General features: G+C 52.0%; 34 protein-coding genes. 10 read left to right on the top strand and 24 right to left on the bottom strand.

The features are described from left to right. Positions 1–6: 6 nt before the first annotated feature. The 5 genes from ACO6VE_RS13690 to ACO6VE_RS13670 all read right to left on the bottom strand — a co-directional run bounded on the left by ACO6VE_RS13690 (position 7) and on the right by ACO6VE_RS13670 (position 2,924). Positions 7–804: a hypothetical protein gene (locus ACO6VE_RS13690; protein ID WP_422461802.1), complete on the bottom strand. Its 798-nt coding sequence runs from the start codon at positions 802–804 to the stop codon at positions 7–9. A gap of 27 nt (positions 805–831) precedes the next feature. After that, positions 832–1,437: a hypothetical protein gene (locus ACO6VE_RS13685; RefSeq protein WP_422461800.1), complete on the bottom strand. Its 606-nt coding sequence runs from the start codon at positions 1,435–1,437 to the stop codon at positions 832–834. Between the two features lie 205 nt (positions 1,438–1,642). After that, complete coding sequence (locus ACO6VE_RS13680; protein WP_422461798.1) at positions 1,643–2,014, bottom strand: hypothetical protein; 372 nt, start codon at positions 2,012–2,014, stop codon at positions 1,643–1,645. A gap of 11 nt (positions 2,015–2,025) precedes the next feature. Further along, positions 2,026–2,379, bottom strand: coding sequence for a hypothetical protein (locus ACO6VE_RS13675; RefSeq protein WP_422461796.1), 354 nt, complete (start codon positions 2,377–2,379; stop codon positions 2,026–2,028). Continuing rightward, positions 2,379–2,924, bottom strand: a complete 546-nt coding sequence (locus tag ACO6VE_RS13670) for a hypothetical protein (RefSeq protein WP_422461794.1) — start codon at positions 2,922–2,924, stop codon at positions 2,379–2,381. Before ACO6VE_RS13670 ends, ACO6VE_RS13675 begins: the two co-directional genes overlap by 1 nt. 419 nt (positions 2,925–3,343) lie before the next feature. Between ACO6VE_RS13670 and ACO6VE_RS13665 the strand changes: the two genes are divergently transcribed. Next, a complete protein-coding gene (locus ACO6VE_RS13665; protein WP_422447879.1) occupies positions 3,344–3,466 on the top strand; it encodes a hypothetical protein in 123 nt (40 codons plus the stop codon). Positions 3,467–3,529: 63 nt separating this feature from the next. On the opposite strand, the gene ACO6VE_RS13660 is transcribed toward ACO6VE_RS13665, so the two are convergent. The 18 genes from ACO6VE_RS13660 to ACO6VE_RS13575 all read right to left on the bottom strand — a co-directional run bounded on the left by ACO6VE_RS13660 (position 3,530) and on the right by ACO6VE_RS13575 (position 16,281). Then, positions 3,530–3,799 (bottom strand): DUF6682 family protein, encoded by a 270-nt coding sequence (locus ACO6VE_RS13660; RefSeq protein WP_422447877.1) that lies wholly within the window; start codon positions 3,797–3,799, stop codon positions 3,530–3,532. Between the two features lie 3 nt (positions 3,800–3,802). Continuing rightward, positions 3,803–4,120, bottom strand: coding sequence for a hypothetical protein (locus ACO6VE_RS13655; RefSeq protein ID WP_422447875.1), 318 nt, complete (start codon positions 4,118–4,120; stop codon positions 3,803–3,805). A gap of 125 nt (positions 4,121–4,245) precedes the next feature. Next, complete coding sequence (locus ACO6VE_RS13650) at positions 4,246–5,112, bottom strand: hypothetical protein (RefSeq protein WP_269671997.1); 867 nt, start codon at positions 5,110–5,112, stop codon at positions 4,246–4,248. Positions 5,113–5,146: 34 nt separating this feature from the next. After that, a complete protein-coding gene (locus ACO6VE_RS13645; RefSeq protein WP_422461791.1) occupies positions 5,147–6,139 on the bottom strand; it encodes a hypothetical protein in 993 nt (330 codons plus the stop codon). Between the two features lie 235 nt (positions 6,140–6,374). After that, positions 6,375–8,423, bottom strand: a complete 2,049-nt coding sequence (locus ACO6VE_RS13640; protein WP_422461790.1) for a portal protein — start codon at positions 8,421–8,423, stop codon at positions 6,375–6,377. Positions 8,424–8,532: 109 nt separating this feature from the next. Continuing rightward, a complete protein-coding gene (locus ACO6VE_RS13635) occupies positions 8,533–9,648 on the bottom strand; it encodes a hypothetical protein (protein ID WP_422461788.1) in 1,116 nt (371 codons plus the stop codon). Continuing rightward, complete coding sequence (locus tag ACO6VE_RS13630; RefSeq protein WP_101746078.1) at positions 9,624–9,983, bottom strand: hypothetical protein; 360 nt, start codon at positions 9,981–9,983, stop codon at positions 9,624–9,626. Before ACO6VE_RS13630 ends, ACO6VE_RS13635 begins: the two co-directional genes overlap by 25 nt. A gap of 2 nt (positions 9,984–9,985) precedes the next feature. Next, complete coding sequence (locus tag ACO6VE_RS13625) at positions 9,986–10,234, bottom strand: hypothetical protein (RefSeq protein WP_422446192.1); 249 nt, start codon at positions 10,232–10,234, stop codon at positions 9,986–9,988. A 2-nt stretch (positions 10,235–10,236) separates the two neighbouring features. Beyond that, complete coding sequence (locus tag ACO6VE_RS13620; protein ID WP_422447864.1) at positions 10,237–10,644, bottom strand: 3TM-type holin; 408 nt, start codon at positions 10,642–10,644, stop codon at positions 10,237–10,239. Continuing rightward, the gene (locus ACO6VE_RS13615) at positions 10,637–11,035 is read right to left on the bottom strand and encodes a M15 family metallopeptidase (RefSeq protein WP_101746746.1); all 399 of its coding nucleotides are present in this window, start codon (positions 11,033–11,035) and stop codon (positions 10,637–10,639) included. The genes ACO6VE_RS13620 and ACO6VE_RS13615 overlap by 8 nt, the downstream gene beginning before the upstream one ends. A 147-nt stretch (positions 11,036–11,182) precedes the next feature. Then, positions 11,183–11,479: a type II toxin-antitoxin system RelE/ParE family toxin gene (locus ACO6VE_RS13610; protein ID WP_269671914.1), complete on the bottom strand. Its 297-nt coding sequence runs from the start codon at positions 11,477–11,479 to the stop codon at positions 11,183–11,185. Beyond that, positions 11,476–11,739 carry a CopG family ribbon-helix-helix protein gene (locus ACO6VE_RS13605; protein ID WP_163369309.1) on the bottom strand — a complete coding sequence of 88 codons (264 nt, stop codon included), beginning with the start codon at positions 11,737–11,739 and terminating at the stop codon, positions 11,476–11,478. Before ACO6VE_RS13605 ends, ACO6VE_RS13610 begins: the two co-directional genes overlap by 4 nt. A gap of 55 nt (positions 11,740–11,794) precedes the next feature. Continuing rightward, positions 11,795–12,331 (bottom strand): hypothetical protein, encoded by a 537-nt coding sequence (locus ACO6VE_RS13600; protein WP_269671915.1) that lies wholly within the window; start codon positions 12,329–12,331, stop codon positions 11,795–11,797. Between the two features lie 9 nt (positions 12,332–12,340). Further along, positions 12,341–13,696: a DNA cytosine methyltransferase gene (locus tag ACO6VE_RS13595; RefSeq protein ID WP_422461786.1), complete on the bottom strand. Its 1,356-nt coding sequence runs from the start codon at positions 13,694–13,696 to the stop codon at positions 12,341–12,343. Positions 13,697–13,709: 13 nt separating this feature from the next. After that, positions 13,710–14,192: a DUF1367 family protein gene (locus ACO6VE_RS13590; RefSeq protein WP_422447858.1), complete on the bottom strand. Its 483-nt coding sequence runs from the start codon at positions 14,190–14,192 to the stop codon at positions 13,710–13,712. An 88-nt stretch (positions 14,193–14,280) separates the two neighbouring features. Next, positions 14,281–14,856: a replication protein P gene (locus ACO6VE_RS13585; RefSeq protein WP_422447856.1), complete on the bottom strand. Its 576-nt coding sequence runs from the start codon at positions 14,854–14,856 to the stop codon at positions 14,281–14,283. Continuing rightward, positions 14,789–15,967, bottom strand: a complete 1,179-nt coding sequence (locus ACO6VE_RS13580) for a hypothetical protein (protein WP_422461784.1) — start codon at positions 15,965–15,967, stop codon at positions 14,789–14,791. Before ACO6VE_RS13580 ends, ACO6VE_RS13585 begins: the two co-directional genes overlap by 68 nt. Then, positions 15,964–16,281 carry a hypothetical protein gene (locus ACO6VE_RS13575; RefSeq protein ID WP_209277157.1) on the bottom strand — a complete coding sequence of 106 codons (318 nt, stop codon included), beginning with the start codon at positions 16,279–16,281 and terminating at the stop codon, positions 15,964–15,966. The genes ACO6VE_RS13580 and ACO6VE_RS13575 overlap by 4 nt, the downstream gene beginning before the upstream one ends. Before the next feature lie 266 nt (positions 16,282–16,547). On the opposite strand from ACO6VE_RS13575, the gene ACO6VE_RS13570 reads away from it, so the two are divergent. Then, positions 16,548–17,177 (top strand): helix-turn-helix domain-containing protein, encoded by a 630-nt coding sequence (locus ACO6VE_RS13570; protein WP_163369302.1) that lies wholly within the window; start codon positions 16,548–16,550, stop codon positions 17,175–17,177. Here the strand turns inward: ACO6VE_RS13570 and ACO6VE_RS13565 are convergent. Then, positions 17,172–17,648: a RusA family crossover junction endodeoxyribonuclease gene (locus tag ACO6VE_RS13565; protein WP_422461782.1), complete on the bottom strand. Its 477-nt coding sequence runs from the start codon at positions 17,646–17,648 to the stop codon at positions 17,172–17,174. The two genes, ACO6VE_RS13570 and ACO6VE_RS13565, sit on opposite strands and share 6 nt — an antisense overlap. Before the next feature lie 184 nt (positions 17,649–17,832). On the opposite strand from ACO6VE_RS13565, the gene ACO6VE_RS13560 reads away from it, so the two are divergent. From ACO6VE_RS13560 to ACO6VE_RS13525, 8 genes are all read left to right on the top strand, one after another. Further along, positions 17,833–18,165 (top strand): hypothetical protein, encoded by a 333-nt coding sequence (locus ACO6VE_RS13560; protein ID WP_422461781.1) that lies wholly within the window; start codon positions 17,833–17,835, stop codon positions 18,163–18,165. 119 nt (positions 18,166–18,284) lie between these two features. Continuing rightward, positions 18,285–19,040 (top strand): ERF family protein, encoded by a 756-nt coding sequence (locus ACO6VE_RS13555; RefSeq protein ID WP_422461780.1) that lies wholly within the window; start codon positions 18,285–18,287, stop codon positions 19,038–19,040. Then, positions 19,041–20,600 (top strand): YqaJ viral recombinase family protein, encoded by a 1,560-nt coding sequence (locus tag ACO6VE_RS13550; RefSeq protein ID WP_422461778.1) that lies wholly within the window; start codon positions 19,041–19,043, stop codon positions 20,598–20,600. Next, complete coding sequence (locus tag ACO6VE_RS13545) at positions 20,600–21,091, top strand: single-stranded DNA-binding protein (protein WP_422461776.1); 492 nt, start codon at positions 20,600–20,602, stop codon at positions 21,089–21,091. Before ACO6VE_RS13550 ends, ACO6VE_RS13545 begins: the two co-directional genes overlap by 1 nt. 14 nt (positions 21,092–21,105) lie before the next feature. Further along, on the top strand, positions 21,106–21,438 hold the full coding sequence (locus ACO6VE_RS13540; protein WP_422461774.1) for a hypothetical protein: 333 nt from the start codon (positions 21,106–21,108) through the stop codon (positions 21,436–21,438). Positions 21,439–21,512: 74 nt separating this feature from the next. After that, positions 21,513–22,559, top strand: a complete 1,047-nt coding sequence (locus ACO6VE_RS13535; protein ID WP_422461772.1) for a hypothetical protein — start codon at positions 21,513–21,515, stop codon at positions 22,557–22,559. A gap of 13 nt (positions 22,560–22,572) precedes the next feature. Further along, positions 22,573–22,779 (top strand): hypothetical protein, encoded by a 207-nt coding sequence (locus ACO6VE_RS13530; protein WP_422461770.1) that lies wholly within the window; start codon positions 22,573–22,575, stop codon positions 22,777–22,779. 11 nt (positions 22,780–22,790) lie between these two features. Continuing rightward, entirely contained in the window at positions 22,791–23,843 is a 1,053-nt protein-coding gene (locus tag ACO6VE_RS13525) for a tyrosine-type recombinase/integrase (protein ID WP_422461768.1), read from the top strand. Positions 23,844–24,029: the final 186 nt, after the last annotated feature.

Here is a 24,029-nt window from a genome sequence, read left to right as displayed (position 1 = left end):
GGGCGTTTACTTTTTCAAGCCATACAGGGAAACCGAACCGGACAGCTTGTCAGCCACACTGGCAAACAGTTTTATTCCGTGCATGGTTCCACCCCATTCCGCTGACATCGTGGCGTACAAATAAGGGATGCCATTACCGGTTTGCAGATGACCGGTGATCGCGCCCAGTCCATTACCTCCTGGTGTGATGTTGATCTGACCAGAGATATTTATTGAGTCAAAGGTGTCGTCCATTAGTCGCAGGCCAAGATACTCTTTGGCCACTGGAGTCGTTGACCCGTCATTGGCCAGCACTTTCATTCTGAATGCACCATAACCATCCCAGAATCCCCCTCCGGCACTTTGCTGAATGGATAAGCCCATATACTTTCCAACAAAATCAGTGTCACTGATAGTGACATTGTTCAATACCAACAAGTAGGAACCGTACACGGTGTCATCCATCAGGCTGTCAAAAATAAATTCCGTGCCGTTGGTGAGCGTTTCGGTACTCAGTAGTTTCATACCATCGGCGTTATTACCCTGACTTTCCAAAGCCGCTATGCGGGCAGTCAGGTCGCTAATGATGGTCTGAAGACCATCCACCGAGGCGATGCTCTGGGTATGGTCTGAAGGGGTGAAGGTAGCAGGTTTACCGGCAAGCTCGCTCCAGTCCCGGAGGGTGAGTGATGTAACCACACCACCTACCAGTGCATACAACCTGCCATCAGCGGTATTGATCGCCACCTCCCCCGACGCAAGGTCAGAGGCCAGTGGCACCTTGCCCGGCGTAGCCGAGCTTTTCAGTTTGCTGGTGTTAGACACAGGCCCATTCCTTTTGTTACTACCGGATCAGAAGGTGCCACCATCCAGAGTGACACCATCAATAGAACCGCCTGTGATACTGACACTGGCTGAGTTCTGAAGCGCTATGGTACCCAGCCCCAGATTGCTTCGGGCAGTGGTGGCGTTAGTCAGATCCGCCAGGTTCTGGCTTTTGGACATCTTGCCAGAGACCTGGGAAGTCAGACTGGTGACGGCATTGGCGTCATCATTTAGCGCTTCGGCCAGTTCGTTAAGGGTATTCAGTGCGGCAGGAGCACCAGCAACAATAGAATCAACGCCAAGCTGAACCCGTGCATCCACCTCAGATTCCGTCAATCCTTGCGCACTGCCTCCGGTGGCCGACACCACACCACTGCCATCAATTGACAGGCCAGTGCCTATTTTAATGGCTCCAAACTGCGAGGCTGTGGCAGCAGGCAGGTAGTTGCGCATGTTGGTGGTCAAATCGGTCACTGTGTCGGTGAAATCCTTACCACCAATCGTGTCGATACCGGCACCGTCAACACCAATATACAGCTTGTCTGAAGCCTCCGAGTAAGCCAGCTCTCCGGGGGATAGAAAACTCGGTTTTGCAGTTGTTGTACTGCGTTTGATCTGGATTTTCGTTGCCATAATGGACACTCCTGTCTCAGGCGTTTAATAAAAGACAGTGGCTAGGAGGCTGTCCGAGAATAGACTGCCCTACTGCGGTGGCAGCAAATTGGTCTAAAAATTCCGTTTTGTTCGGCAAATAGCCCCGCTATTCACCTCACAAAACGAAATTTTTATCCTCAATTTTCTGCCATCCTCGCTACGGGCGCTATTCTCGGACAGCCTCCTAGAAACTACCACCATCCAGACTGGTGGGGGCATTCTGATTCACAGAGTCCTCCACCGATTGATGCAAGACCACCATTTCCTGTTTCAGGGTGGTCAGTTGCAACTTGTCGGCGTCGTGGGCATCGTGCCAGCTTTTGATCTCGTTATATCGCTGGGTAATGTCCGTGTTGATCTGCCGGTTTTCCGTGGTCATGCCCCACAACGAGCTGGACAATGTATCAGCCCGGTCTGAAGCACTATTGATCAGCGGCAGGCCGTTGGCTATCGCCTGTTCAATGGCAAGCCGGTCTGCGGTAATCTTTTGCTGCAAGGCTGCAACAACGGCCACATCATTGACTATGTTGGTCACAACGGTGGCTTCAGTGGTCATACCTGTTTCTCCTATCCAAGTGCGTGGGTAACCCCGGACTGAATCTCCACCTTACCGATAGCGATGGTCGATACGGCACTGCCATCCGGGGTAATCAACTGCAAATCGTATTCGTAGCGGTAAGGTGTCAGCTCGTTGGTGTCTTCCGGTGCCAGGTACATCACCGCCGTCGAACCGGATACCGTCATCCGTTTTTGCAGTACGGCATCGTCGTCCGGCTGCATCCGGTTAAATTTCAGGGTAAAGATCAGCTTCCAGCCGGTCAGGTCCTGAAGCTGGCCATCATCCCCCTCGAACGCTATCGGGATGGCATAACTGTCTCCCCGTAAAAAGGCGGGCAGTTGCTTTTCGGTTGGCATGGCCATCAGACAAATCTCCTTCTCGTCACCGATTGCTCGCCACCGCTGACCCCCACCAAACCACGGATACGCTTACGGTTGAGTTCCTTCTCATACTTCTGCCGGTTCACCTCACTGAGCTGCGGGTTCGTCCAGGGTTCATCGGGCATCATTTGCAGGTCGGCCAGTACGCCCCAGCAGGCAAACTCAAGGGTCAGGTTGCCCACATCGTCCGGTATCTCTGTCGCTTCAAAGGCAGGCATCAGGGTCAGCTCAATGTCGTGCATGGCGTCCTTGTCCGGGATCGGGGCAACGTGCAGGGCAGTGGTTTCAACATGGCGGTAGTAGTAAGGGGTTCCGGCAGAAAGATAAGGGGGCAGAAGGTCACGGCTTTCCAGTCGGGTGCCGTCTTCGCGCAAGATATTCTGCACCGTAGCGATGTCGCTGCCAGCAGGTGCGGTCAGGTCGTAATCCTTGATCCCCTTGACCATAAACAGCTTGTCATGGTGTCGCCAGATATTGGCTCGGTGGCAAATGTCCCGCAGGGTAATGATCAGGTAGTTCTTGATCACCTGATCCGGGCAGCCTTTGACATACGGGCGTATGCGGGAAAGGTAGGCATCCAGTTTCATGGGCTATGCTGTCCTTGGGAAACGTCCGAATAAAAATCAAAGGTGTAATTGGATGAACGATAAACAACGTGAAAATCTGGCAAAGCTCTGCCATGATCTAGTGAAACTGCCTTGTGGCCTCTGCCTGATAGGGCCTCTCATTAATACCCCGAACAATCTGGAAGAACTGCTATTTTTTGGAGCTTCAATAGCAATCGGACTTATCTACCTGGGGCACCGACTGGAGAGCACACTATGACCGTAGGCGATCAATATCTGTTAATGACTGCGTTGTTTGGTATCCCGCTACTCGCTTGCATCGTCTGGGTGGAATACCACATCAGAAAGCGGAAAAAGAATAAACATTAAGGAGTTATTCAATGTTTGACCTTGACCCACTATCTCTGACGATGGCTATTATGGCTGCGGTTATTTTCGGTGCGACAGTGACTTTCCAACTCTGGGACTACTGCCGAAAAAAGCACAACAAACATAAGCACTAACCCTCGATCTTACCCTGAAGCATCTGCCGGAACATTTGATCCACGTTCCATTTCAGCCCCAGATCATTGGCAAACATGGCCAGATAACTCTGGGCCTGCTGCCGGGTTATCCACAATATCCAGCAGCCGGTACGTGCCGGGGGGCAGCGACTGCACAGCCTGTGCCTGACAGGTAAAGGCCAGTAGCTGCGAGTTCACGTCTGGCCGGTTCTGCACCACGGCCAGTAGCGCTTCGTTATAAGCATCCTGCAGGTCACTGTTAGTCCAACGTGGCACAGCTGTGTTGTCCTGAAGCAGGTTGCGCACCCGCTGGATGATGGCGATAACCTTCATACCTTATAGCCGGTTACCCTGCTGGTCACAGAACTCCAGATCTACCCCCATTCGTTTCTTCAGCTTGGGGTTGTAGATAAAGACGCTATTGGTGTTCTTGTTCAGTACAAACTGCAGAGGCTTTTTCCCGGCCTTGGATGAAGTTGTCGGCTCCTCCGGCTCTTCTGGCTTTTCCAGCAGATCATCACCATTCATCAGTAAGCGAACTTCATCTTTTAGATCATCCAGCTTCTTGCGCTTGTCCAGCTCCACGTTAAACATCTGCCGGGCGACGGATTCAAGTTCATCCTTGCTGCGGCAGGTCTCCAGATCAAAGGCCATGTTTTAGTATCTCCATGAAAAACTTGTCACCACAATACCCATAGGGCACAAGAGACACGAAGACACAAAGAAAAGCTTTTTGTCTTTTCCTCCGTGTCTTTGTGACTTTGTGGTTCAAAAAAAAGTTAAGAGCGTTTGGCAGCCAGCAGCACACCTGCATCAGGCTTCAATACCTTATAGCCGTATACCTGCAGACCACGATGCCCCATGCCGAAGTGCTTCTCCAGCGTCAGGCTTTCATGCTTGATAAACTGCGAAGCAAATCCGGCGAAGTCCTTCACCCCAGCCATGCACTGGGTAACACCGGAAGCAGTGGCCAGGTTGTTGCTGCAATAAAGCGTGAACCGATCAATGATGCCCAGGCGGCCATTTCGCATGATGGAGGTACCATCTCCGGCCAGCGAAGCATCCTTCAGCTCGGACTTCTTGATCATGCCGCACACCCAGGGTGGCAGTACCAGCCAGCGGCCGGACTCGGGAATGTTCTTCTCGTCCAGCAGGGTGCCCATATCGACGATGTAATCCAGCACATTGGACTTATCCACAACCACGCCGGTACCACCGCCGTCGATCTTGTTATCTGGATGGACATCGGTATAGATATTCCCAAGTACATCGCCGTCTACTGCGATCTTCACGTTTTCTGCTGCATCAGCAGAAGACTCGTTGATCAGCTCGATATTGGACTGGACACTCTGGATATAGTCATCAATAAAGGCGTAGTACTTGGTCTTGTCGATGGGCATTTCCACCTTGGGTGGTTCCAGATCCTGATACTCAACCCCCACGGCACGGTCATAATCCGCTACCGTAATATCGGGGCGGGTACGGATCACTACCTTGGAGCCTTCCGACTGGATCTCACCTTCCCAGTTGGTGTTGCAGATAGCCGACAACACAGTTCGTTTATAGAACTTCGCGTTGAGCTTTTTGGAATAAATAACGGACAGGGCATTTGCCATAGCCCCCGTTGGAAACGTGGTCGTTGCCATGATTCAGATCCCTTGAATCTCTTTCGAGAAACGATTAGAGCCTGCCTCCCTGCTTGATCCACTGGGCCAGAATTTCATCGAGTTTTTCTTCATTGTCGTTAAACTCTTTCTGCGGCATGGCCGCAATCTGGTCCAGTGTCATTGCCGGTTGGCGACCCTGAGTGGTCGGTTTCGAGCGGGACCGCACCGGCGGTTCGCTCATCTGTTTTGCCTGCTGCATTTTTTGCGCTGGATCAGGTGCAGGTTTGGGCGCAGGCTTATTCAGACCGGCAGCCTCTTTATAGAGACTCATGACCTGCGCTGCCCCTAATGGGCTGACACGACTCAGCTCCTGAACATCAGCCGTTTGTCGTGCAAACCAGCCTTTAAAGTCCTCACTGGCAGAGATCTGCTCCACATCAGGATGAAGACTGCGCAACTTGCTCCAGAATACCTGCCAGGCCTGCTTCGCCTCCTGCTCCTGCCGTGCCTTCTCAATAGCCACCAGCCGCTGCTCCAGTCTCCGGTTGAGCTGTTCTGACTCATCCAGCTTGTTAAACACCGGATCCAGTTCCTGGTAATCCTTACGGAGTTCCTGAAACTGATCAGACGGCTCTGGTTCGCTACTGGGTTGGTTCGGCTGACTCAGACTCTGCTGACTGAGCAGATCCACTTTGGCCTGCAGCAAAGCCATCTGTTGCTGAAGCTCCGTATTGCTGCGCTCCAGATCAGCGGCTTTTTGCGTCGCTCGGGTCATCAGGGCATGGGCATTCTTGCGGGACTCTTCCGCTTTGGTGTACTTGTCCTGCCAGTCTTCACCGCTCTCTTCACGAGATGTGGGGGCAGGCGGCTCTGACTCTTCGTCAGTCGCTTCCGGCTCCGGTGCAGGTAGCGGGGGTAACTTATCAGCGGGCGGGTTCTGGTCGGTCTGCTTGTCCTGCTCGTTCTCTTGTTGTACAAAAGCGGCAGGGGCTTCCGTATTTAGACCCATAAGGGCTGCAAGTTCGGCGTCAGTTTCCTGATCCAACTGTTCGGCATCGATTGCCATCTTCACTCTCCCTGTGGGGCGCTGAGGCTTGTCCACATTTGGTTTAACCTGATCTTGTGGGGCCTGGGCTTATCCACATATTTCAGGCATTCACCGGTAACCGCTCCATGCGTTACCGGCATACCGCCCATCCCTGGGCATAAAAAAACCGCCGAAGCGGATTGGTTTTTACTGCTGTTTCAAATACGTCGCTGCCCTGAGCTGCAAGGCGATAATGTCATCCAACTCCTGCACTCTACCCTGCAGGACGCGCAAATTGGTTGAATCCTGGCACGTTGCCAGTTTCTCCAGCAGCAACTTGCGTCGGCGCAGAAGATACTCCTCCACCACTTCGTACTCCGGACGATTGCTCACCGTCAGAACGGCTTCCGCCTCCTGCGGCTTCAGGTGCATGGGATTGGGCATAGAGTTCTTCCTCGGGTCTCAGGGCTTTATCCGGATCAATATCCAGGGATTTCAGGTATTCGTTATACAGATAGCGATGGTCAGTCATGGGACCCAACACCGGATTCATACTGACGTTCAGGGCATTCATCATCCGTTCTGACTGCAGCTCTTTGGCAACCAGCGAAGCACTGCCCATGGCCACCACATCCAGATCACCCCGCTTGGCATCTTCGCTATCACTCCAACGCATAGCGAAATTAAACAGACTGTCGATCAGGGGAACGGTTGCGTAGTCGTCTATATTTTTCACCGCACTTTTCAGGGCCACGTTGGCCGCAGTCATCAGCATGCTCATACCGCTCGCGGTTTTGTTCAGGCTCTGGGTCTGTTCGCCATGGGTGTAACTGGGGAGTGACGTTTCTTCATCTGCAAATCTACGGAACATTTCAAAGATGCCGGACAGATCCTTCTGGTTACTTTGAATATTGATGGCCTGAATCATCGGCCCTTCACCAGCCTCGCCATCATAAAACCAGAGTCGATAGGGATAGATCTTCTTGGCATCTTCCAGGCTCATGCCTTCCGGAAATTTGCTTACATCCATTTGAAACATGGGACCAGCGGTCAGGGCTGCATTATCCAGCAGGGCTCTGCCGGTGGAGTTCATTACATCCTGACTGTCGTTCATCATGTAGGGGATGCCGATACCCCAGAACCGATGCAGTACACTTTCGTAGGGAACAAACTTGTAGGGGATCGCTTCCGGCTTCAGCGGATTGAGCCGTGCCATAATCATCCGGCCATCGCAGATCCAGATATTGGCCTGGTACTCTGCCTGCTCATCAATATCGGTAACGCCATACTCCATCAGCTGCTGGCCATCTACCGGCCCCCAGTACTCCAGCACATCAAAACGCTGGGGCGTAACGTACTGCTCATCATTGTTGTTAATGTTTCGCAGCTCTCGCTCATAATCTTCAGGAACATGATTACCCTGGGGAGACTCCATCAGAATGGCGTGAATGGTGTCCTGTTCAAACCCGGGGCTACCTGCTAATTCTCTGAACTCATGTTTGGTTAGAACATGGCGTCGAAACAGATCGTTCGGCTTGCCTGGATCATGGGAATAAGGATCCGGAAACAGATCAAAGACACTGGCCCATTCAATATCCGGCTCAATGCTCTGGTGCTCGTTGAGTTTCCATTCGTCACCTTCACTTTCCCACTTCTCATGGTTCCGAATATTCAGAGTGGCTACCTTGATGCAACCGGTTCCCAGGGTTACCTGCTCACGAACCATTTTTTTGATTTCGGTAAGTGCGTTGGCATTAATCAGATAGTCCTTGATCAAACGCTTCATCTTCATGGCAGCGGTATTGGCCTTTTCCAATGCTTCCGCCATCAGTTCCCGCTCCATTTCATCGTTACGTTCCTGGATGAGTTGGTTTCGGGTTCGGGGATCAAGTCGATATGGCAATAGTTCCTGAATAGCCATCATCCGGATCTGCTGCTTAATGGCGGCAGGAATATCAGACAGTGGACTGGGAACAATATCCCAAAAGGAATCCACATTCTGAAACAGCAGATCAATAAGTCGTGAGTAGGCAGCATTGACTTTGGTGGCAGTGATCTTGATAAACACCCGGCTCAAGGCCTGCTGCTGCTCCATCACCTTTTCTTGCTCGGGACCGTATTCACCCTTTACCGCCCGCAACGCATCCAGCCACTCATCTTCCACTTCCCGCCGGGCCTCCCGGTAACCCTGCCAGCGGCTATAGAGATCCGAGGCAAAAGCATCACGCACCGCTTGTTCGCGACGCTCCTTGTCCAGAGAAGAGTCCAGCTCCGCCTGAGTCACCTCATCCGGGGTGGCCACCATCACCAATCCGTGTTCCATTACCTGACCTTCTTGCCTCTGCGTCGCAGCCACTCAAAACGGTGTCCGGCCATAATGGCTGGCCAGTACCCCACCACCAGCTGAGTAAAGAGAATAATTGTCCGCTCCATTAGTAAGCAGATTTCCCTGGAGCCCGATACTTCAGCTCATTGATATTGATCTTGCGCCGTGGCAGCTTCAGCACCATTTGCTGGGCGATCGCATAACTGATCACTCGATCATCGAAGCAACCTTCCTGGGCATTAGTGGCTCCGTTGTCTTCAATGACGTAGGTCTGGCACTCCTTTACCGTCTCTACGTTGCAAATCCCCGCATCACCATCCCTGAGCAATGCAGCCAGGTGATCAATCATTAATGGTTTTGATTTGGTCGTGGTCAGCCAGCCGATCCGCTTGGTGCGTTTCTGGGTGCGCTGGTCCACCGTGGTTTCCATATAGAGATTGGGATACTTCAGGTCTTTCAGTTTGGTGATGGTGGTCAGGCCGTGGTTGTTTCTCTCCACACCAGTCAGGGCATTGTTGTAGTAACGCCCCAGATGGTTAAGCATCTTGCCCAGATCATCCGGTGCCACATGGCCAGACCAGTGGGCAACCTGATAACCGGAACGATCCAATACGTCGATGGATGAATAATCACCGTGCTTGTGTTTGTCATTGATGGGAGCTAATCCCTCAGCAACATCGCAACCAATGACATACTGCTGACTTCCCTCCACTGGGTACCAGATGTTCAGTAATCCCGGTTTCTTCCGGTTCAAGCCATTGGGTGTTAACTCACACTGCCATTTGGATGAATAGCATTCCTGTTTAGCCGCTTCAGTATGTTTGGGATCAAAGACAGGGCGACCAGAGAACAGAAACGCTTCCTGAATATTGCAGGGGTATTCCTGCTTGAACTTGTCTTCGGATTTCAGCTCATAGATTTTCTGGCGTCGCCACTGCAGCTGCCCATCATCCAGATCGTAAGTCTGTTTCAGGTATCGTTCGTCGGCATCTGTCGTGAACTCCTGGGGGACTTCGGCACGGTATTCGTCCTGCCAGAACCAAGGTATAAACACCAGTTCAAAATCACCGCGCCCAGCATCAGCGTCCATAACATAATCATAAAACACACCACCGACGCCGTTAGCAGTGCTCTCCAGAATGACCTCAGTATTTTTTTCATACTGAAACTCAGTCAACAGCCGTTCCCGGGCTGGCTTTACCCGTCTTTTTCTTCCAGCCATTCGTCCAGCGTCGGTATCTTTTCCGCTACCACAGTCTGCTCATGGCGATCCCGCCAGTGGTAACGGTTTTTCATATACATAATCAACATGGCTGGTGAAACATCCTTGTTAAGCCCCAATGCTCCCTGCATGTATTTTTCTTCCCAAAATACTTCAGCCAGAACATCTGCCTGAGCCACGGCCTCAGCAAATTCCTCATACTTGTCCATATATGACAGAAACGTGTTATAGCTGATCCCCATTTCCGTAGCGGTAGCCTTTCGGCTTAAACCGGTGCTCATCAACTCCTTCACCTGATCACACATTTCCGGTTTGTATTTGCTGTGGTTGGCCATGGTTAGAATAGCTGTTTGATGGCAAAGGCTATGATGCCTGCGGTAGTGGTGGCAGCGATCCATTGAATCACACTGCTGATGGTCGAGTTTTTGAGTACGGCTTTCTCAATAGTGTCCAGCCGTTCTTCACTGCGCTTTTCCCTCAGAGCCAAGTTCACCATCCTTTCATCGTGTTTAGCCAAGGTCTGCAGGATCTGGGTGATGCCGTCCAGCTTCTGCTCAATGCGATTGAACCGTTCTTCATCACCCATGGCTATCTCCTTGCAACACCCTTTAGTTTCTCAATGGTTCGGGCACCACCCAATCCAAGTAGACAGAGCAACAAAGTAATCACCGTGCTGGTGTCTGTTGTGGGTAACTGTTGAACCACTTCAGACTTATCAACAAGCATCAGTCCGATGATCACCACATCACGAACAATCCAGGTCCAGGCAAGAATAAACACACAGAGCCAACCAAGAGCGGGTCGCCAACCGGAGACAAAGACGGAGGGATGTTTGGCTTCTTCGATATTGGCCAATGCCTGGAGAATATGAGGCTGTTGCAACTGGTGATTCAAAGACAGTTCAGCTTTGGCTCGCTCTTCATCAGACGTGAACAAGCCATCAAGCCCACCCATCAGCGCTTTGGCAATTCCAGCCATTGGGTTCAGGTTAATCATCGTCCACCAGCTCAAAGTGTGGGTAATCCCTAAACCGATGATCCTTTAACTGACCATCCTGATCCCAGTCACCACCCCAGCGCAGCTTGATGCCCATACCCTCAGCAACCCCCAACACATACCCGGCAAAGTGAGCAGACCGTTGATAATCAAACCAGTCCAAGGGATAAGCCATTACATCCACCGCCTTGCTGGGCAGCTGATTGTGGTTACTGTCTGGCCATTGCAACTGCGACTGACCATTTTCAAACGCCAGCATCTGGGCAGCTTTGCCCCGATGACCACAAATAATCGTGCAATCGTAATGCTCAATCACTTTTTTGAAGACACGCTGAAGCCGCTCATCACAAGTCGACAAATGTCGCCTGGACGAAGCGGAAAAGTGAAACATGAAGCCCCTTTTTTATAGTGGTTCAGTTTGGAGGGATAAAAAAAGAAAACCCGGCAACAAGGGCCGGGTTTCTTTGAAGGATTCAAGCAGTGGGAAATCAAGTTATCGGGAACTTTCCCAGCATGAGCTTTTACCGTACTTTTACTCTCACTCTGAGTCAAGGCTGATCTCATCAGCCTCTTTCTGATGCCATATCTTCAGAATCAAGACCTCACGGTCGTCAGCAAGATAGCGAATCTTGTAATCCCTAATGATCAGGTCACGCAAACGGGGATTCAGTTTATCCCCTACCAGAACGCCCATGTTCGGTTGATGACACAGGTTGTTAATTTTCCTGACCAGATACTCCGCCATTCGCTGTGCCGCAGGCGGATTTTTTTCTGCAATAAACTGTCTCAGTCGTTTCAGGTCATCAACGGCACTCCTGGAAAACCTGAGTTTCATTCAGGTGCCTCCAGCTCATTATCACTGCCCCAACTTTCCAGCCATTCCATCACGGCGTCACCATCTACGGTATCTCCCCTGCGCACCTGATCCAGTGCTTCCAGGGTCTCGTCCCACTCTTGCATTTCACGGGCGTGTTTCTTGATGTACTCCCTGACCGCTTCGTTAATAAGATAGTTCCGGCTACGGCTCAACACTTTGGCTAATTGGTTTAACGGTTCTTCAATATCCTGATTCAGACGAACGCTGGATACACTCATACATGACCTCCTTTTTAGTGTATTACATTGTAGTACACTTAAGTTTGGCCTGCCGTCAATAGGGTTCATGCCGGATAACCCCGGATTGCTCCAGCAGATCCTGAGCCTCATCCTCTGCCAGCCGGATCAGTTCATTGCAGACTTGGCGGCACTTCTGCTGCCAGCGGTAAACCGTGCTCTCCCCCTTGCCCTTGATCTGGATCTTACCTTTGTCCTGCCTCAGCCCCGGGTGCTGGAGTTCATACATCAGCCAGAGTCTTAGCAGTACCGGATTGCAGCGAAACGGTTTCGGCAACCGTTTATCACTGCGTAAATGGTGTTGAACCCGCTGCCATGCAATTGAACGATTTTCCTGATTATCGTCATACCGGATCGTCAGAATAGCAAAAAGTTCCGGCTGCATTTTTTCCCGCAGATCGCCCTTACGAATACCATCATCACCCAGTCGTTCATCCCGGGTACTTCGATGCTCTGGTGCAACCGCTGTCTTACGATAACCGGCGTTGATATCCCGCTGCCAGCTGGCGGTTTTTATCATCAGCTCCGGCGTTCCAAAGATCCGCATCAGAGCCGGTCCCAAAGCAAAGTACATGGCAGCCTCCTAATTCAGCGCGGTCTGGATACGATTTCCAATCCAGCGCATAACCGGAACGGCCATAGAGTTACCAAGAGCCTTATACCTCGGACCATCAGGACACTCTTCTGCCGGTTTGTTTTTCCAGGGAATAGCGCTGTACCCATCCGGGAAACCCTGCAAACGTTCACATTCGATGGGAGTCAATCGACGTATGGCTAACTCGGCTTCACCGCTGGAGGTACTGGCAACCGCGTGTTTATCACCGGCGGTTAATCTGTTCATCGGGTCACCAGGCTGTCCGATACCCAGACCATTTCCTTTCCCGTCCTGGTGCTCACCTCGCTTGCCAGAATGTCGGGTGGCCTGATCATGAATCGGTATCGCCACTGCAGCACTCAAACCGTTCCCCTGAGCCTGTAACGTCATGGCCACGGTTTCGGAATGAACCGGATCGTCCTTCGGATTGAAGGCAATGGTCGGATGGTTATCGCCCATATGGGCACGAAGACAGGGTGATAATTCCGATGACCAGTGGCCACCCAGTCGCGACATGGCACCGGGCTCGAACACCACCAGATCCGTGGCATCTTTGTAATCCCGCTGCTTCAATGTGGATGATGTTTTACCCGGACCGTACTGGCCGAAGGCCGTCATATCGTAAGCACTCAGTTTCCCCGTGAGGCCACTTGCTGCAACGCCTGCTCCAGCTTTGGCGGCAGGCTCTTCCCACGCTTCTGCGCCCGGTTCAGAATCCCGGAGCAGGCTCTCGGACTCAAATAGAATCGGTTCCCGACGGGTCCAGTCTCCAAAATCTGCCAGAGCAAAGACCCTTCGACGACGTTGGGGTACTCCATAAAATTGAGCATCACACACCCGCCATTCAACAAGCCCTTCCTTACCGAATGAAACTCCAGCGTACCGCCACTTTTTTGGGCCAGGCTGCTCGGGGCATGACTGGTCAGTGCCAGTAAGTAATCGCAGTACTTCAGCAAAGTCCTTGCCCTGGTTACTGCTGAAGGCGCCGGGTACGTTTTCCCACAGGGCGAAGCGGCAGTTGCCGTGTTTTCTGGCCCACCGAATAATCTGTATTGCTGCGAAGAAGAGTCCTGATCGTTCACCGTCAAATCCTTTTCGTTTGCCGGCCACCGACAGATCCTGACAAGGACTGCCAAACACCACCAGATCAATGGGGCCGAGTTTGCGGATCATAGCTTCCGTGATATCCGTCACGCTGCCAAGGTTGGGTACATCGGGGTAGTGGTGTTCCAGCACTGCACAGGGGAATGGTTCGATCTCGGCAAAGCCCACTGGCGTCCAGCCTAACGGATGCCAGGCGACCGTTGCCGCTTCAATCCCCGAAAATAACGACAGGTATTTCATGGACTCCTTCCCCCTACGCAAAATTGATAATTCGCTCCACCAGTGATTCCACCTTGAGCCGACTCCAACCCCGTCCCGGATGGAGCACAAACTGGAGCAACACATCCACCGCCGTGGAGTACAACTGTTCAAACGCCTCCTGACTCATGCTTGCAAACTTCAGGCTTCTGGCACGGACCCGAACGCCTCCATCCGGGTACCCGATCACATCGTAAAATCCAGCCTTAACCGTCACCCAGCGGCGGAACTCATCAAAATTTTTCTCCGGCGTGAACCACTGGTCGGTTCCTTCCATCCGGCACGGCTGGGGCTCAAAGTGATCAAAGCCCAACTTCAGCAGTGCAAAGAACTTGCGGTGAAAGTGCGGGTTACGTGTCTTGCGAAACTCTGCCCGAATCACCTGCCCGGTCTTTAGCTGTCGTATAAACATCTGGTCATCGTCCGATACCGGCACCAGCATCTGCGCCGAGACCTTCTGCAATGACAGCTCCGCCATCAGATTGCCTCCACAAAGTGCCAGCAAAGCACCATCACCAGCACAACCCAGACCACCGCCAGCCAGATGCCATCCCTGAGCCCATTCATCAGAACATTCCCATCAGTTTCTGGCGCGCCCCCTGCCCATCCAGCGGATCAATGCCCTGCTCAGCCATACTCTCCCTCGCCAGCTGATTCGAGTGAATGGCAGGATCGAACTGGTGCTCGATGGACAACTGGTCTTCCAGCGGCTGGCCCTGGCATTCACGGTTGACCAAAGCCTGGTAAGCCGCACCGAACCGACGCTTCACCTCCCGGCACTCTTCCGCAGTACCGGCATTGCGCAGCTCATACCAACCTGCTGCCCGGCCTGCCAGGTATACCGCCCGATGGCTCCAGCCGTGATGAGCGGGTTGACTGGCATGCTCATTGGCTTCCCGCCAGGCTTTGGCCAGCGTGGGCAACCCAAGTTCTTCCGGCATCGGCTGGCACAGCTTGCGAAATTCTGGCGCAGTTGGTGGCCACTCACTACCAGCCAACCTTACACGGTTGAGCCCAATTTCCAGTTGGGCAGGGTGCAGCCCATTCAGGGTTTTCAGCCACTCACCATTGCGATCAGCCAGACCGTAGGCACTGGTCCACTTCTGGCCGAACAGGCCCGTCATGGTCGAGAACAGATTCACCAGATCCCTCTGGCTCAACGTCGTAGATGGCTCCCTCTGCGCTGAAGGCTCCCTGTTCGCTGAAGGCTCCGGGCTGGAGGATATGGGCGTTGGCCTGTTCGACCTGTTCAACAAGGCTGAGTTTTCCAGAATTTCGCTGCCGGGCTTCATAGTTCACCGTCCATGGATTGCTGGCGTTGTCGGGGTTGTTCAGGTAGGCCGTGGTGGTCTTCACGTACTGGGTACCCGTCACCTGGGTCTCATCACAGTAACGGGCGTACTTCAGGATGTTGCCCAACAGGGCTTCAGGTGTATGACCTTCCCGGAGTCGTGTTTTGTAGTGCCCAAAGGTTTTGGTTTTGTTGCCCTTGTCACCTTCCCGTTTGGGATACTGGCTCCACCACTGTTCGAAAGATTCAGAGAAATCAGCCTTGCCCGATTTAGCCTGTGGTACTTCCCCCGTCCTGGGGGTCGCACCAGTCGTGCTCCCGGCACTTGATGGCACTTCCCCCGTCCTGGGGGTCGCACCAGTCGTGCTCCCGGCACTTGGTGGCACTTCCCCCGTCCTGGGGGTCGTGCGATCGTCAGATCGGACATATGTCTTGTAAATATTTCTCTTATTCTCTTCTTCTCTATTTCTCTTATTCTCTGGGCGAGATTCTGCCGAGCACTTGCCGAGCATCTTCCGAGCGCTTTCCAACAACACTTCGGTTTGCTTCGAGCCCTTGTAATCACTGGCTTTCGCAACTGCCCTCTCGATAACGGGTAGCACTCCGGGCAAGTCTTCCAGCAGCATCTGTGGCAGTTTCACCAACAGCTTCAGGCGAGCATCAATCTGGGTAATATTGTCCACAGGGTTGTGTTCCATAAACTGCGGAATGCAGATGTACTGGCACTGCTCCGAGGCCAACAGGAAACCGCTCGCCGTTAGCTCGGCAATCGCTCGTTCAACGCTCGGCTCATCCCAGCCAAGGTCTGCCGCCATATAGCCTTTTGGCATCCTGAAGATGCCAATCAGGTTTCCGTGCCCGGTGGTCAACAGGTAAAGAGCCAACAGTTTGGCTTTATCTGACAGCGGCTGAATATCATCACTGATCCAGAACTGGCTGGAGACCTTGCCAAACTCTTTCATTGGTCACCTCCTGCCAGAGGTGCTTCTTTTGGAAAATACCTCGCCGCCTGCAGGGCATTCTTCTGATTCAGGCTCATCCACTTTTTCAGAAAGATCACCACGTTTTTAGCCTCACCCGGCTGGTCCCAACGATCGATCATGTAGTGAAACGCTTTCAACAACTGTTCGCCCACATCAATATCCGGATTTTCCCAGCACAACTCTTCATACAGTGATGCCGAGGTTGGCATGGCGGGCTGTCCTGCCAGTGGCCACAGAATGTCCTGCCAGCATTGTGGCTGGTCGGGGATGCCCAGTTCGTCGGTATGGATCATGGGGTACCTCCTGCGGTGCGAACGAAGAGGCTGGCTGATGCTCTGAACTGAGCATGAGGCTGAGATTGGCTCATCACATCTTTCCTTGAGGATTGGTTTTTATCGTTATTCCTTTGCTTAAGTAAAGACTCTTAAGAGAATACGTTGCTTTTAGATTATTTGTAAATAGCCCGACTCATCAAAACGAACTCTCGCCCTTAATCAATGGCTCCCAGCCGTGTACTATTTTGCTTATGGATAATGAATAACAGTAATTGGAAAAGAACGTGACAAACTGGACAGACCGGGTCAAAAACAAAGCCCAAGAGCAAAATCTGAAAAATGTCGATATCGCCCGCGCCGTGGGTTGCACGGAAGGGACATACAGTTTGTGGATGAGTGGTGCCCGGAATCCAAAGCTGAATAACAAAATCGCCATCGCTGACGTTCTTGGCGTTTCCATTCACTGGCTGGAGACCGGCGAAGAGCTGCCGGACCCGAAAACCCTCCCCTACATCAGCCTGGATAAGGCGAGCGCTTTCTTTGATGAACTCGATGAAAGACGACAGCAGGTACTCTCGGAGTCGGCCATCTGCATTATTGAGTCGGACCACAAGAGCTTTCTGTTACGGATGGAAAACGACACCATGGTCAACCAGACCCCATCCGATACAGCGATCAGTATTCCCAAAGGTGCCAAAGTTCAGGTGGATACCGTAATTGCCCCTGAACCGGGGAAGATCCTGCTGATAGAACACGACGGTGAACTTTCGCTTCGCCTGTGGAACCCGATCAGCAAGTCGCAACACAGCCTGCGATTCATCAATCGGCTGTACGGCACTTTTGATCTTAACTATGCGGGGGATATCAAGGATATCTACAAGGGCACTGCCGTCGGTGTCAGCTTCCTGTTATAGCGGCCAGCCAATCACCAGCACACCAGGCTGCTGTCCATAGACCTTGATGCAGCGGCCATCGACAATTTGCCGGTCATCTTCCCAGAGAATCCCGTTCAGGGCATCACAATACAGCTTGGCGACATTGTCGAAGTCCGGCTTCACCGCCGGGCGGATGCCCCCTGCCTGCGCCTGACCGGCTTTCGTCCCTGACCAGCTTGATGGAATCGGAAAGACCGCCACCACCAAAACCCCCACGGGGCCAGCCAGCATTTTCTTCAGCTGCAGCCTTGCCAAACAACGAATTTCATTTTCTGCCTGCCGGGTAGCAGCCGGTGTGTAACATCGACCACTTCGGGTAAATCGCGGTCGCCCTTTGCTTTTGGGTATCGAGTTTACAAAAGCTATGACATTTCCGGCATTTCCCGTGTTATTTATCGCCATCTGCAAAGACTCTGGCAAACACTGAATCCGCTGCTCTACGCTACCCATCCCTGAACCCGTGTCAGAAAACAAACCACAACCCCCGATATACCAAACCTAAACCATATATTTATAAAAACTATCAATAACAACAAATTAATATGAATATATTATCACTTATCATTTGCAAAGTATTACTTTGCAATTATATAAATATGAAAAACATTTAATTTACAAAAATAAGGAATCTTTAATGGACGCAGTCACCCGCGATCTCAACCGGCACCTCAATGCCATTGACGGCAGGGAAGCCCGTGAAGAGACCATCGAGTCCGAACTGGAACGGATTGAAACCCACATTCAGGCACAGATCGAAGATCACAAGTCCATCATCATTGCCGGTTTTGGCGTTCTGACCCCGGGCAACTTCCTGACCTTTCTTACCCTGGAAGAATTCCACCTCATGCAGGGCTACCGCTGGCTAGCCGTGAAACAGCTGGTGCATGACTGCAACAACGAACACTCCCGGCTCTCCGGCTGGGATGTCATTAACTACGCCAGCAAAAGAGGTTATTGCCGTGGCTAATCAAACCCAATTGGAAAAGAGTTTTCGGATGGAAATTGCCGACCAGGTGCTGGCCGTCAGAAACCGTATTCACCGGGACGAGGCCCTTCGCCATGCCAGCTAAAAAGAAGACCGAACTGATGGAATCTGCTGACGTGTTGCCTGTGGATAAGCCTGCACCTGCCCTGTCTGAAGTGGGCCAGATCATGCAGTCAGCCATCACCCAGAATGCCAGCATCGATACCCTGGAACGGGTGATGAGCCTGTACGAACAAAGCCAGGCCATTGTTGCACGACAGCAATTCAATGAAGCCTTTGCCCGGTTTCAGCAGGAAATGCCGGTAGTAAAGAAAAGCAAGAGTGCTGCTTTCAATACTAAAAGTGGTGGTCGTATGGAGTACTCCTACGCCTCCATTGATGATGTGGTCGCTGCAATTCAGCCAGTTCTTCACCGCTACGGCCTGAGCTACTGGTTTGAGCAGCAGCAGAATGGGCCACAGATCACCATCACCTGCAACCTGGCTCATGTATCCGGCCACTCTATCGGTAACACCGCCACTGGCCCTGTGGATAACACCGGCAACAAAAGCGCCCTGCAACAGATCGGTTCTACCGTGACTTATCTGAAGCGTCAGACTCTGGTCGGGATTCTTGGCGTCGCCTGCACCGATGATGATACCGATGGTTATGTGCCCGATATGAATGACTCGACCCAGTCACCGGTTCACAACCACTACTCCGATGAAGACTTCCAGCGTCTGTTACCAGAATGGCGGGCATCCATTGAGTCCGGCCAACAGAGTGCAGATCGCATCATCCGAAAAATCAATTCCAAAGCTCCAGCCACCCCACAACAAGTACAACAACTGAAAGCCATCCAACCCAGAGGCCACTAAATGGACATTCTCGATATCCAACAGGGCACGCCTGAATGGCTCGCCCTGCGCCAGAACTATTTCACCGCCAGCGAGGCACCGGCCATGATGGGCGACAGTCCCTACCTCAGCCGGGACCAGCTACTCCATCAGAAGAAAACAGGCAGCACCCCAGAGGTAAATGCATTTCAGCAGAAGAAATTCGATGCTGGGCATCGGGCCGAAGCAGAAGCCCGACCGTTGGCAGAGAAAATAGTCGGAGCGGATCTGTTCCCAGCCACCGGCGTCACCATCATTGACGGTTTACCTCTGCTGGCCAGCTTCGACGGGCTGACCATGGTGGAAGACCTGGTCTTCGAGCACAAGCTCTGGAATGAAAAGCTGGTTGCCCAGATCGAAGGAGAAGGTATTGAACCTGCCTATTACTGGCAGTTGGAACAACAGCTATTGGTCAGTGGTGCCGAACGGGTTCTGTTTGTTTGCTCTGATGGTAGCTCCGCCAATCTGCGCCATGTTTACTACGAATCCCAAGACCATCGTCGTGAAGCTCTGATCGCTGGATGGAAGCAGTTTCAGGAAGATCTGCACAAATTTGAATCGGCAGTAGCCACTCCGGTTCTGGAAGGCGAGCTTATTCAAGATACTACCGCCCTGGTTATCCAACTTAACGGTCAGGTTAATCACTCCAATCTGCCCCAACTTGAAGAGCAGATCCATCACCGCATTGATTCAGCGAAATCCGAACTGGTCAGCGATCAGGATTTTGCCGATGCCGAATCGGCAGTGAAGTTTTTCAAAAAGACGGAAAAGAAACTGAAGGACGGCAAAGAAACCGCGCTTGCCCAGGTACCGGAAATCGCCGAACTGTTTACCCGCATAGACCACCTCACCGACGCCATGGCCAGCAAACGCAAGTCGCTGGACAAGCTGGTCAAACATCAGAAGCAGCATATAAAAGACAGCATGGTTCTGAAAGCCGTCACCACCCTTGAAAAAGAACGTCAGGTGATCAATTCGGAACTCACTCCCGGCTGGATCGCCGCCGTGGTTACGCCTGCTGATTTTCAGGAAGTCATCAAGGGAAAAAAGAGTGTTGCCAGTATGCAGTCTTCGGTAAATGACCGGCTGGCACAGGCTCGGATCGAACAGAAGCAGCAGGCACAGGACGTAAAAAACAATCTGGCGATATACCGAAAAATGGCAGCTGATAAGGACTACCTGTTTCCGGATCTGGATGTGCTTCTTCATAAAGAGCAAACCGACCTGATCGCCATTATTGAAATACGCCTCAATCAGGAAGCCCGGCAGAAAGTAGCTGACAAACAGCCCGAACCGGTAACAGAAATCGAAAAAGGCGAAGATCAACCCGACTTGCTCTACTCCGATGGCGAAGTCACCGAAGAGATTCTGACCGACGATATCCACGCCATGGAAAAGTGGCTCGGCAAAGGCTCACTGGACTGCTACCGCTTTGACCGCCACGGCAACGAATACCGCATCGAACTGATCATCCGCCGTGCCGCACTGATCACCCCAGCTCAACAACTCTCTCTAAAACCAGAAGAAAAGGAGATCGCCTGATGGTCGCATCCATGAACCGCGTCACCCTGATTGGCAGGCTGGGCAAAGACCCGGACTGCAAAGCCACCGCCAATGGCAATGCCGTAACCCTTCTTTCCATCGCCACTGAAGAGAGCTGGAAAAAAGATGGCCAGAAACAAACCCGCACCGAATGGCATCGGGTGGTTCTCTATGGCAAACCTGCTGAACTGGCCGCTCAGTATCTGGGCAAAGGCCACAGAGTCCTGATCGAAGGACAGCTCCAGACCCGTAAATGGCAGGACCAGAATGGTCAGGATCGCTACCAGACTGAAGTCGTGTACAGCGGGCATAACGGCAAGCTGCTGTTTCTGGAAAAGAACCCCAATGGTCAGCAGGCTCAGCCCCAAAATTATCAGCCACAGCCAGGCACACATCAGAACCAGTACACCAACGCCCGGGATGGCGGCCACACTCCCCAGCCCATGCAGACACAACAGTATGACTCCTACGACGACTCCATCCCATTTTAAAGGAGCTTGTTTTAATGAAAGCCGGAATGAGCCTCACGCCCGATGATCTGGCCTTGGCCATAGAGATAAAACAGAAACAGACCGCTGGTCTCAGCTCGGAAAAGGAGGAAAAGGAACTGGCAAGAAAAATCATGCTGGCGGACCGGATCGGTGACGAAATGGAAGGCCAGCTATTGGATGCAGAAACCGTACTGATTGAAATGACCACGCTGATTGTCGCCATTACTGTCGGTATCCACAGCCCCCGGGCGCGGGATCAGGCCATGCTGGTAACCGGACTGATCCTGCAACGCATCCGGGAAATTGATCAGCATACGACAGTACAAAAGATCACCAATATTCACTGAAAGCAATAACCCACACCCTGCGGAAAACCTGAACACCCAGGTTATCAACAGGCCAGCATCAAAGGACACTGACTATGGACAGCACAGTACCTGCCAATAAAAGCGCCAACCTTATCACCAGCCTGGATCAGGCCGAACTTAAAATCCGTCGTGCCGGAATTATTCGCCTCACTCCTGAGGGATATGAACAAGTGGAAGGCAAACAGGCAAGACAGGAAGCGATTGACGATAAGCGTGAAAAGCAGCTTGCCCGTCACGACACTATGCCTGCGTTGCACAAGCCCGGGATTTATCAACCAGAGTTATCCACACCCCAGGCTTTGCTGGAAATCAATATGGCCACCTCCCTGAAAGCCATTGCCTTTGCAGAAGCACTGGGCTTTACCGGTAATCAGAAACTGCTCTCCGCTGACCGGTTACTGAAAAGCCAGATCGGATTTTCGCCACTGGAAGCCATGGGGCAGAAACAACTGGTGGCGCCTGTCCAGGCCATGACGTTTACGCCTACCCAGCTCGGACAGATGATGACTCCTACCCAGGATCCACGACAAGTGAACAAATCGCTGGAAGCTGCAGGACTCCAGCTCAAGATCGACAGCCAGTGGGTACCTACCGACCAGGGTCAGCCGCTCTGTGAAATCCTTGATACCGGAAAAGCCCATAACAGTGGTGCGCCAGTAAAGCAGGTGAAATGGTATCAGGCCGTGCTGGACCGCTTGCAACCGGCTCTCCCCGATGAATCCAAAACTGAATCGATCGATCAGGATTGCCGCTATGCTGACCCTGCGGTGGTTGGATCTGACAGCGATGACGAGCCTGCGCAAAGAAAACAAAAGCGCAAACGCAACCGCTACGAACTGGACGATTACTTCTCCCTGGTGGAGCTGGGCGAATTTATTGGTCGCAGCCGTCAGCATGTGGTGGAAGTACTGGAGAAGCACAGGATTATCAAATGGACGGGTCAGGGCAAGAGAGGCAAATACCTGCTCACCGATAAGGGCTGGCAGTACGGCCTGATGTATGACCCTTCCGAGATCTGCTTCCACAACCGGAACAGTAAACGACTGACCACCAGCAATGCCCAGCCGGTTCTGGGGTACGACATCCTGAAATTCTTTTAACCGGGTCAGCGATATGGATGCGCTCATTTCCCAGCCCGACCTGATGGAGTGGCCAGGCATTAAGCAAAAAACGGCACTGATCAAATGGATGATTCAAAACCGGATACCGTTTTACTACGGACGTAATGGCGAGGTGGTCACCACCTACGCCGCCATTAACCAGCCATTGATTGGCACTGAACCACAACAACCCAAAAAACAACCACTCAAATTCCTGTAGGAGATGTATTGATGGGAAGACCACGCAAAAAAGAGAATGCCCAGTTGCCGGATGGCGTCTATCGAAGTAAAGGACGCTTCATCTATAAGCCTTACCACGGGCGAGTTGGTAAAAAGAATGTATTCGGAGCCGAGATTGTATTGGGGCCAGAAACCATGGCCATGTCCAAACTCTATATGGCCATTGAGAACCTGGAGAAAAGTTCCGACCAGACCCTGGGCTGGCTACTGGATGAATACCTGGAGTCAAAAAAGTTCAAAAGCCAAAACAAAGACTGGCAGTACAATAAAAGGCTCTACACCCCCAAAATAAAAAAATTTCCCGTCGAGGGATATGGTACTTTCGGTAATGTGCCCCTCACTCTGATCACCCCGCCATCACTTAACCGGTTCTATGAAAAGTATTCAGATAAACCCGGGGCCGTGGCCATTGTCCGCAAATTAATCTCCAGCCCCTGGAGCTGGGGCAGAAGCCACCTGGAAGGTGTGCCACCAAACCCATCTCTGGATTGCGAAGCCCTGCCAAGACCGAACCGTCAGGATGTGTACGTCAGCGATGAAGACTGCGCCTGCGTTTACTATCTGGCCAACCCGTTCTGGAAAGCGATGATGGAGTTTGCCTATATCTGTCGTGCAAGACGTTCCGAGCTAATCAATATGCAGCGGGATCAATTACTGGAAAAAGGTGTACAACTGAAACGGGGTAAAGGATCGCTGGATGAAATCACCCTCTGGACACCGAGGCTGAGAAAAACACTCAAACTTCTTGAGGACTACAGCAATGGCGAGAAGTTTGAATATGTGTTTGGTGCACCTGAGGTAACCGGCAAAAAAGGCATTCCAATGAGACCGGGACAAAAGATGCACAAAAACACGTTGGACAGCCAGTGGCAAAAACTGATTAACCGCGCAGTAAATGAAGGACTGATTAACGAGAAGTGGCACTTTCACGATCTGAAAGCCAAAGGTGTATCTGACCACGAAGGATTAGTATCCGGCCACAAAACACTGGAAGCGAAGAAAATCTATATCCGGAAAATTCAGGAAGTACAGGGTACGAGGTGATCGAAAGGAAGAGCCAAAAAGGAAGAGTAATGAGAGAAGATATTACCGGATAGTTGTCCGGTTTTTTTTTGCCGCGAATTACACGACATATCTTTGAGAATTGGTGCCCAGGAGAAGACTCGAACTTCCACAACCATACAGTTACTAGCACCTGAAGCTAGTGTGTCATCCTTATATTTCAATGAA

Origin of the sequence: Endozoicomonas sp. ALB115, assembly GCF_049310245.1 — a bacterium.
Lineage (GTDB): Bacteria > Pseudomonadota > Gammaproteobacteria > Pseudomonadales > Endozoicomonadaceae > Endozoicomonas.
Note: the sequence above shows the minus strand (reverse complement) of the source record. Positions and strands in the feature narration are given on the sequence as shown.

Bases quoted from the DNA above. Each gene is read 5' to 3' on its own strand.
- ACO6VE_RS13685 (WP_422461800.1), bottom strand. From the start codon at position 1,437: ATGGCAACGAAAATCCAGATCAAACGCAGTACAACAACTGCAAAACCG.
- ACO6VE_RS13680 (WP_422461798.1), bottom strand. From the start codon at position 2,014: ATGACCACTGAAGCCACCGTTGTGACCAACATAGTCAATGATGTGGCC.
- ACO6VE_RS13675 (WP_422461796.1), bottom strand. From the start codon at position 2,379: ATGGCCATGCCAACCGAAAAGCAACTGCCCGCCTTTTTACGGGGAGAC.
- ACO6VE_RS13665 (WP_422447879.1), top strand. From the start codon at position 3,344: ATGTTTGACCTTGACCCACTATCTCTGACGATGGCTATTATGGCTGCG.
- ACO6VE_RS13660 (WP_422447877.1), bottom strand. From the start codon at position 3,799: ATGAAGGTTATCGCCATCATCCAGCGGGTGCGCAACCTGCTTCAGGAC.
- ACO6VE_RS13655 (WP_422447875.1), bottom strand. From the start codon at position 4,120: ATGGCCTTTGATCTGGAGACCTGCCGCAGCAAGGATGAACTTGAATCC.
- ACO6VE_RS13650 (WP_269671997.1), bottom strand. From the start codon at position 5,112: ATGGCAACGACCACGTTTCCAACGGGGGCTATGGCAAATGCCCTGTCC.
- ACO6VE_RS13645 (WP_422461791.1), bottom strand. From the start codon at position 6,139: ATGGCAATCGATGCCGAACAGTTGGATCAGGAAACTGACGCCGAACTT.
- ACO6VE_RS13640 (WP_422461790.1), bottom strand. From the start codon at position 8,423: ATGGAACACGGATTGGTGATGGTGGCCACCCCGGATGAGGTGACTCAG.
- ACO6VE_RS13635 (WP_422461788.1), bottom strand. From the start codon at position 9,648: ATGGCTGGAAGAAAAAGACGGGTAAAGCCAGCCCGGGAACGGCTGTTG.
- ACO6VE_RS13630 (WP_101746078.1), bottom strand. From the start codon at position 9,983: ATGGCCAACCACAGCAAATACAAACCGGAAATGTGTGATCAGGTGAAG.
- ACO6VE_RS13625 (WP_422446192.1), bottom strand. From the start codon at position 10,234: ATGGGTGATGAAGAACGGTTCAATCGCATTGAGCAGAAGCTGGACGGC.
- ACO6VE_RS13620 (WP_422447864.1), bottom strand. From the start codon at position 10,644: ATGATTAACCTGAACCCAATGGCTGGAATTGCCAAAGCGCTGATGGGT.
- ACO6VE_RS13615 (WP_101746746.1), bottom strand. From the start codon at position 11,035: ATGTTTCACTTTTCCGCTTCGTCCAGGCGACATTTGTCGACTTGTGAT.
- ACO6VE_RS13610 (WP_269671914.1), bottom strand. From the start codon at position 11,479: ATGAAACTCAGGTTTTCCAGGAGTGCCGTTGATGACCTGAAACGACTG.
- ACO6VE_RS13605 (WP_163369309.1), bottom strand. From the start codon at position 11,739: ATGAGTGTATCCAGCGTTCGTCTGAATCAGGATATTGAAGAACCGTTA.
- ACO6VE_RS13600 (WP_269671915.1), bottom strand. From the start codon at position 12,331: ATGTACTTTGCTTTGGGACCGGCTCTGATGCGGATCTTTGGAACGCCG.
- ACO6VE_RS13595 (WP_422461786.1), bottom strand. From the start codon at position 13,696: ATGAAATACCTGTCGTTATTTTCGGGGATTGAAGCGGCAACGGTCGCC.
- ACO6VE_RS13590 (WP_422447858.1), bottom strand. From the start codon at position 14,192: ATGGCGGAGCTGTCATTGCAGAAGGTCTCGGCGCAGATGCTGGTGCCG.
- ACO6VE_RS13580 (WP_422461784.1), bottom strand. From the start codon at position 15,967: ATGAAAGAGTTTGGCAAGGTCTCCAGCCAGTTCTGGATCAGTGATGAT.
- ACO6VE_RS13575 (WP_209277157.1), bottom strand. From the start codon at position 16,281: ATGATCCATACCGACGAACTGGGCATCCCCGACCAGCCACAATGCTGG.
- ACO6VE_RS13565 (WP_422461782.1), bottom strand. From the start codon at position 17,648: ATGGGTAGCGTAGAGCAGCGGATTCAGTGTTTGCCAGAGTCTTTGCAG.
- ACO6VE_RS13560 (WP_422461781.1), top strand. From the start codon at position 17,833: ATGGACGCAGTCACCCGCGATCTCAACCGGCACCTCAATGCCATTGAC.
- ACO6VE_RS13555 (WP_422461780.1), top strand. From the start codon at position 18,285: ATGGAATCTGCTGACGTGTTGCCTGTGGATAAGCCTGCACCTGCCCTG.
- ACO6VE_RS13550 (WP_422461778.1), top strand. From the start codon at position 19,041: ATGGACATTCTCGATATCCAACAGGGCACGCCTGAATGGCTCGCCCTG.
- ACO6VE_RS13545 (WP_422461776.1), top strand. From the start codon at position 20,600: ATGGTCGCATCCATGAACCGCGTCACCCTGATTGGCAGGCTGGGCAAA.
- ACO6VE_RS13540 (WP_422461774.1), top strand. From the start codon at position 21,106: ATGAAAGCCGGAATGAGCCTCACGCCCGATGATCTGGCCTTGGCCATA.
- ACO6VE_RS13535 (WP_422461772.1), top strand. From the start codon at position 21,513: ATGGACAGCACAGTACCTGCCAATAAAAGCGCCAACCTTATCACCAGC.
- ACO6VE_RS13530 (WP_422461770.1), top strand. From the start codon at position 22,573: ATGGATGCGCTCATTTCCCAGCCCGACCTGATGGAGTGGCCAGGCATT.
- ACO6VE_RS13525 (WP_422461768.1), top strand. From the start codon at position 22,791: ATGGGAAGACCACGCAAAAAAGAGAATGCCCAGTTGCCGGATGGCGTC.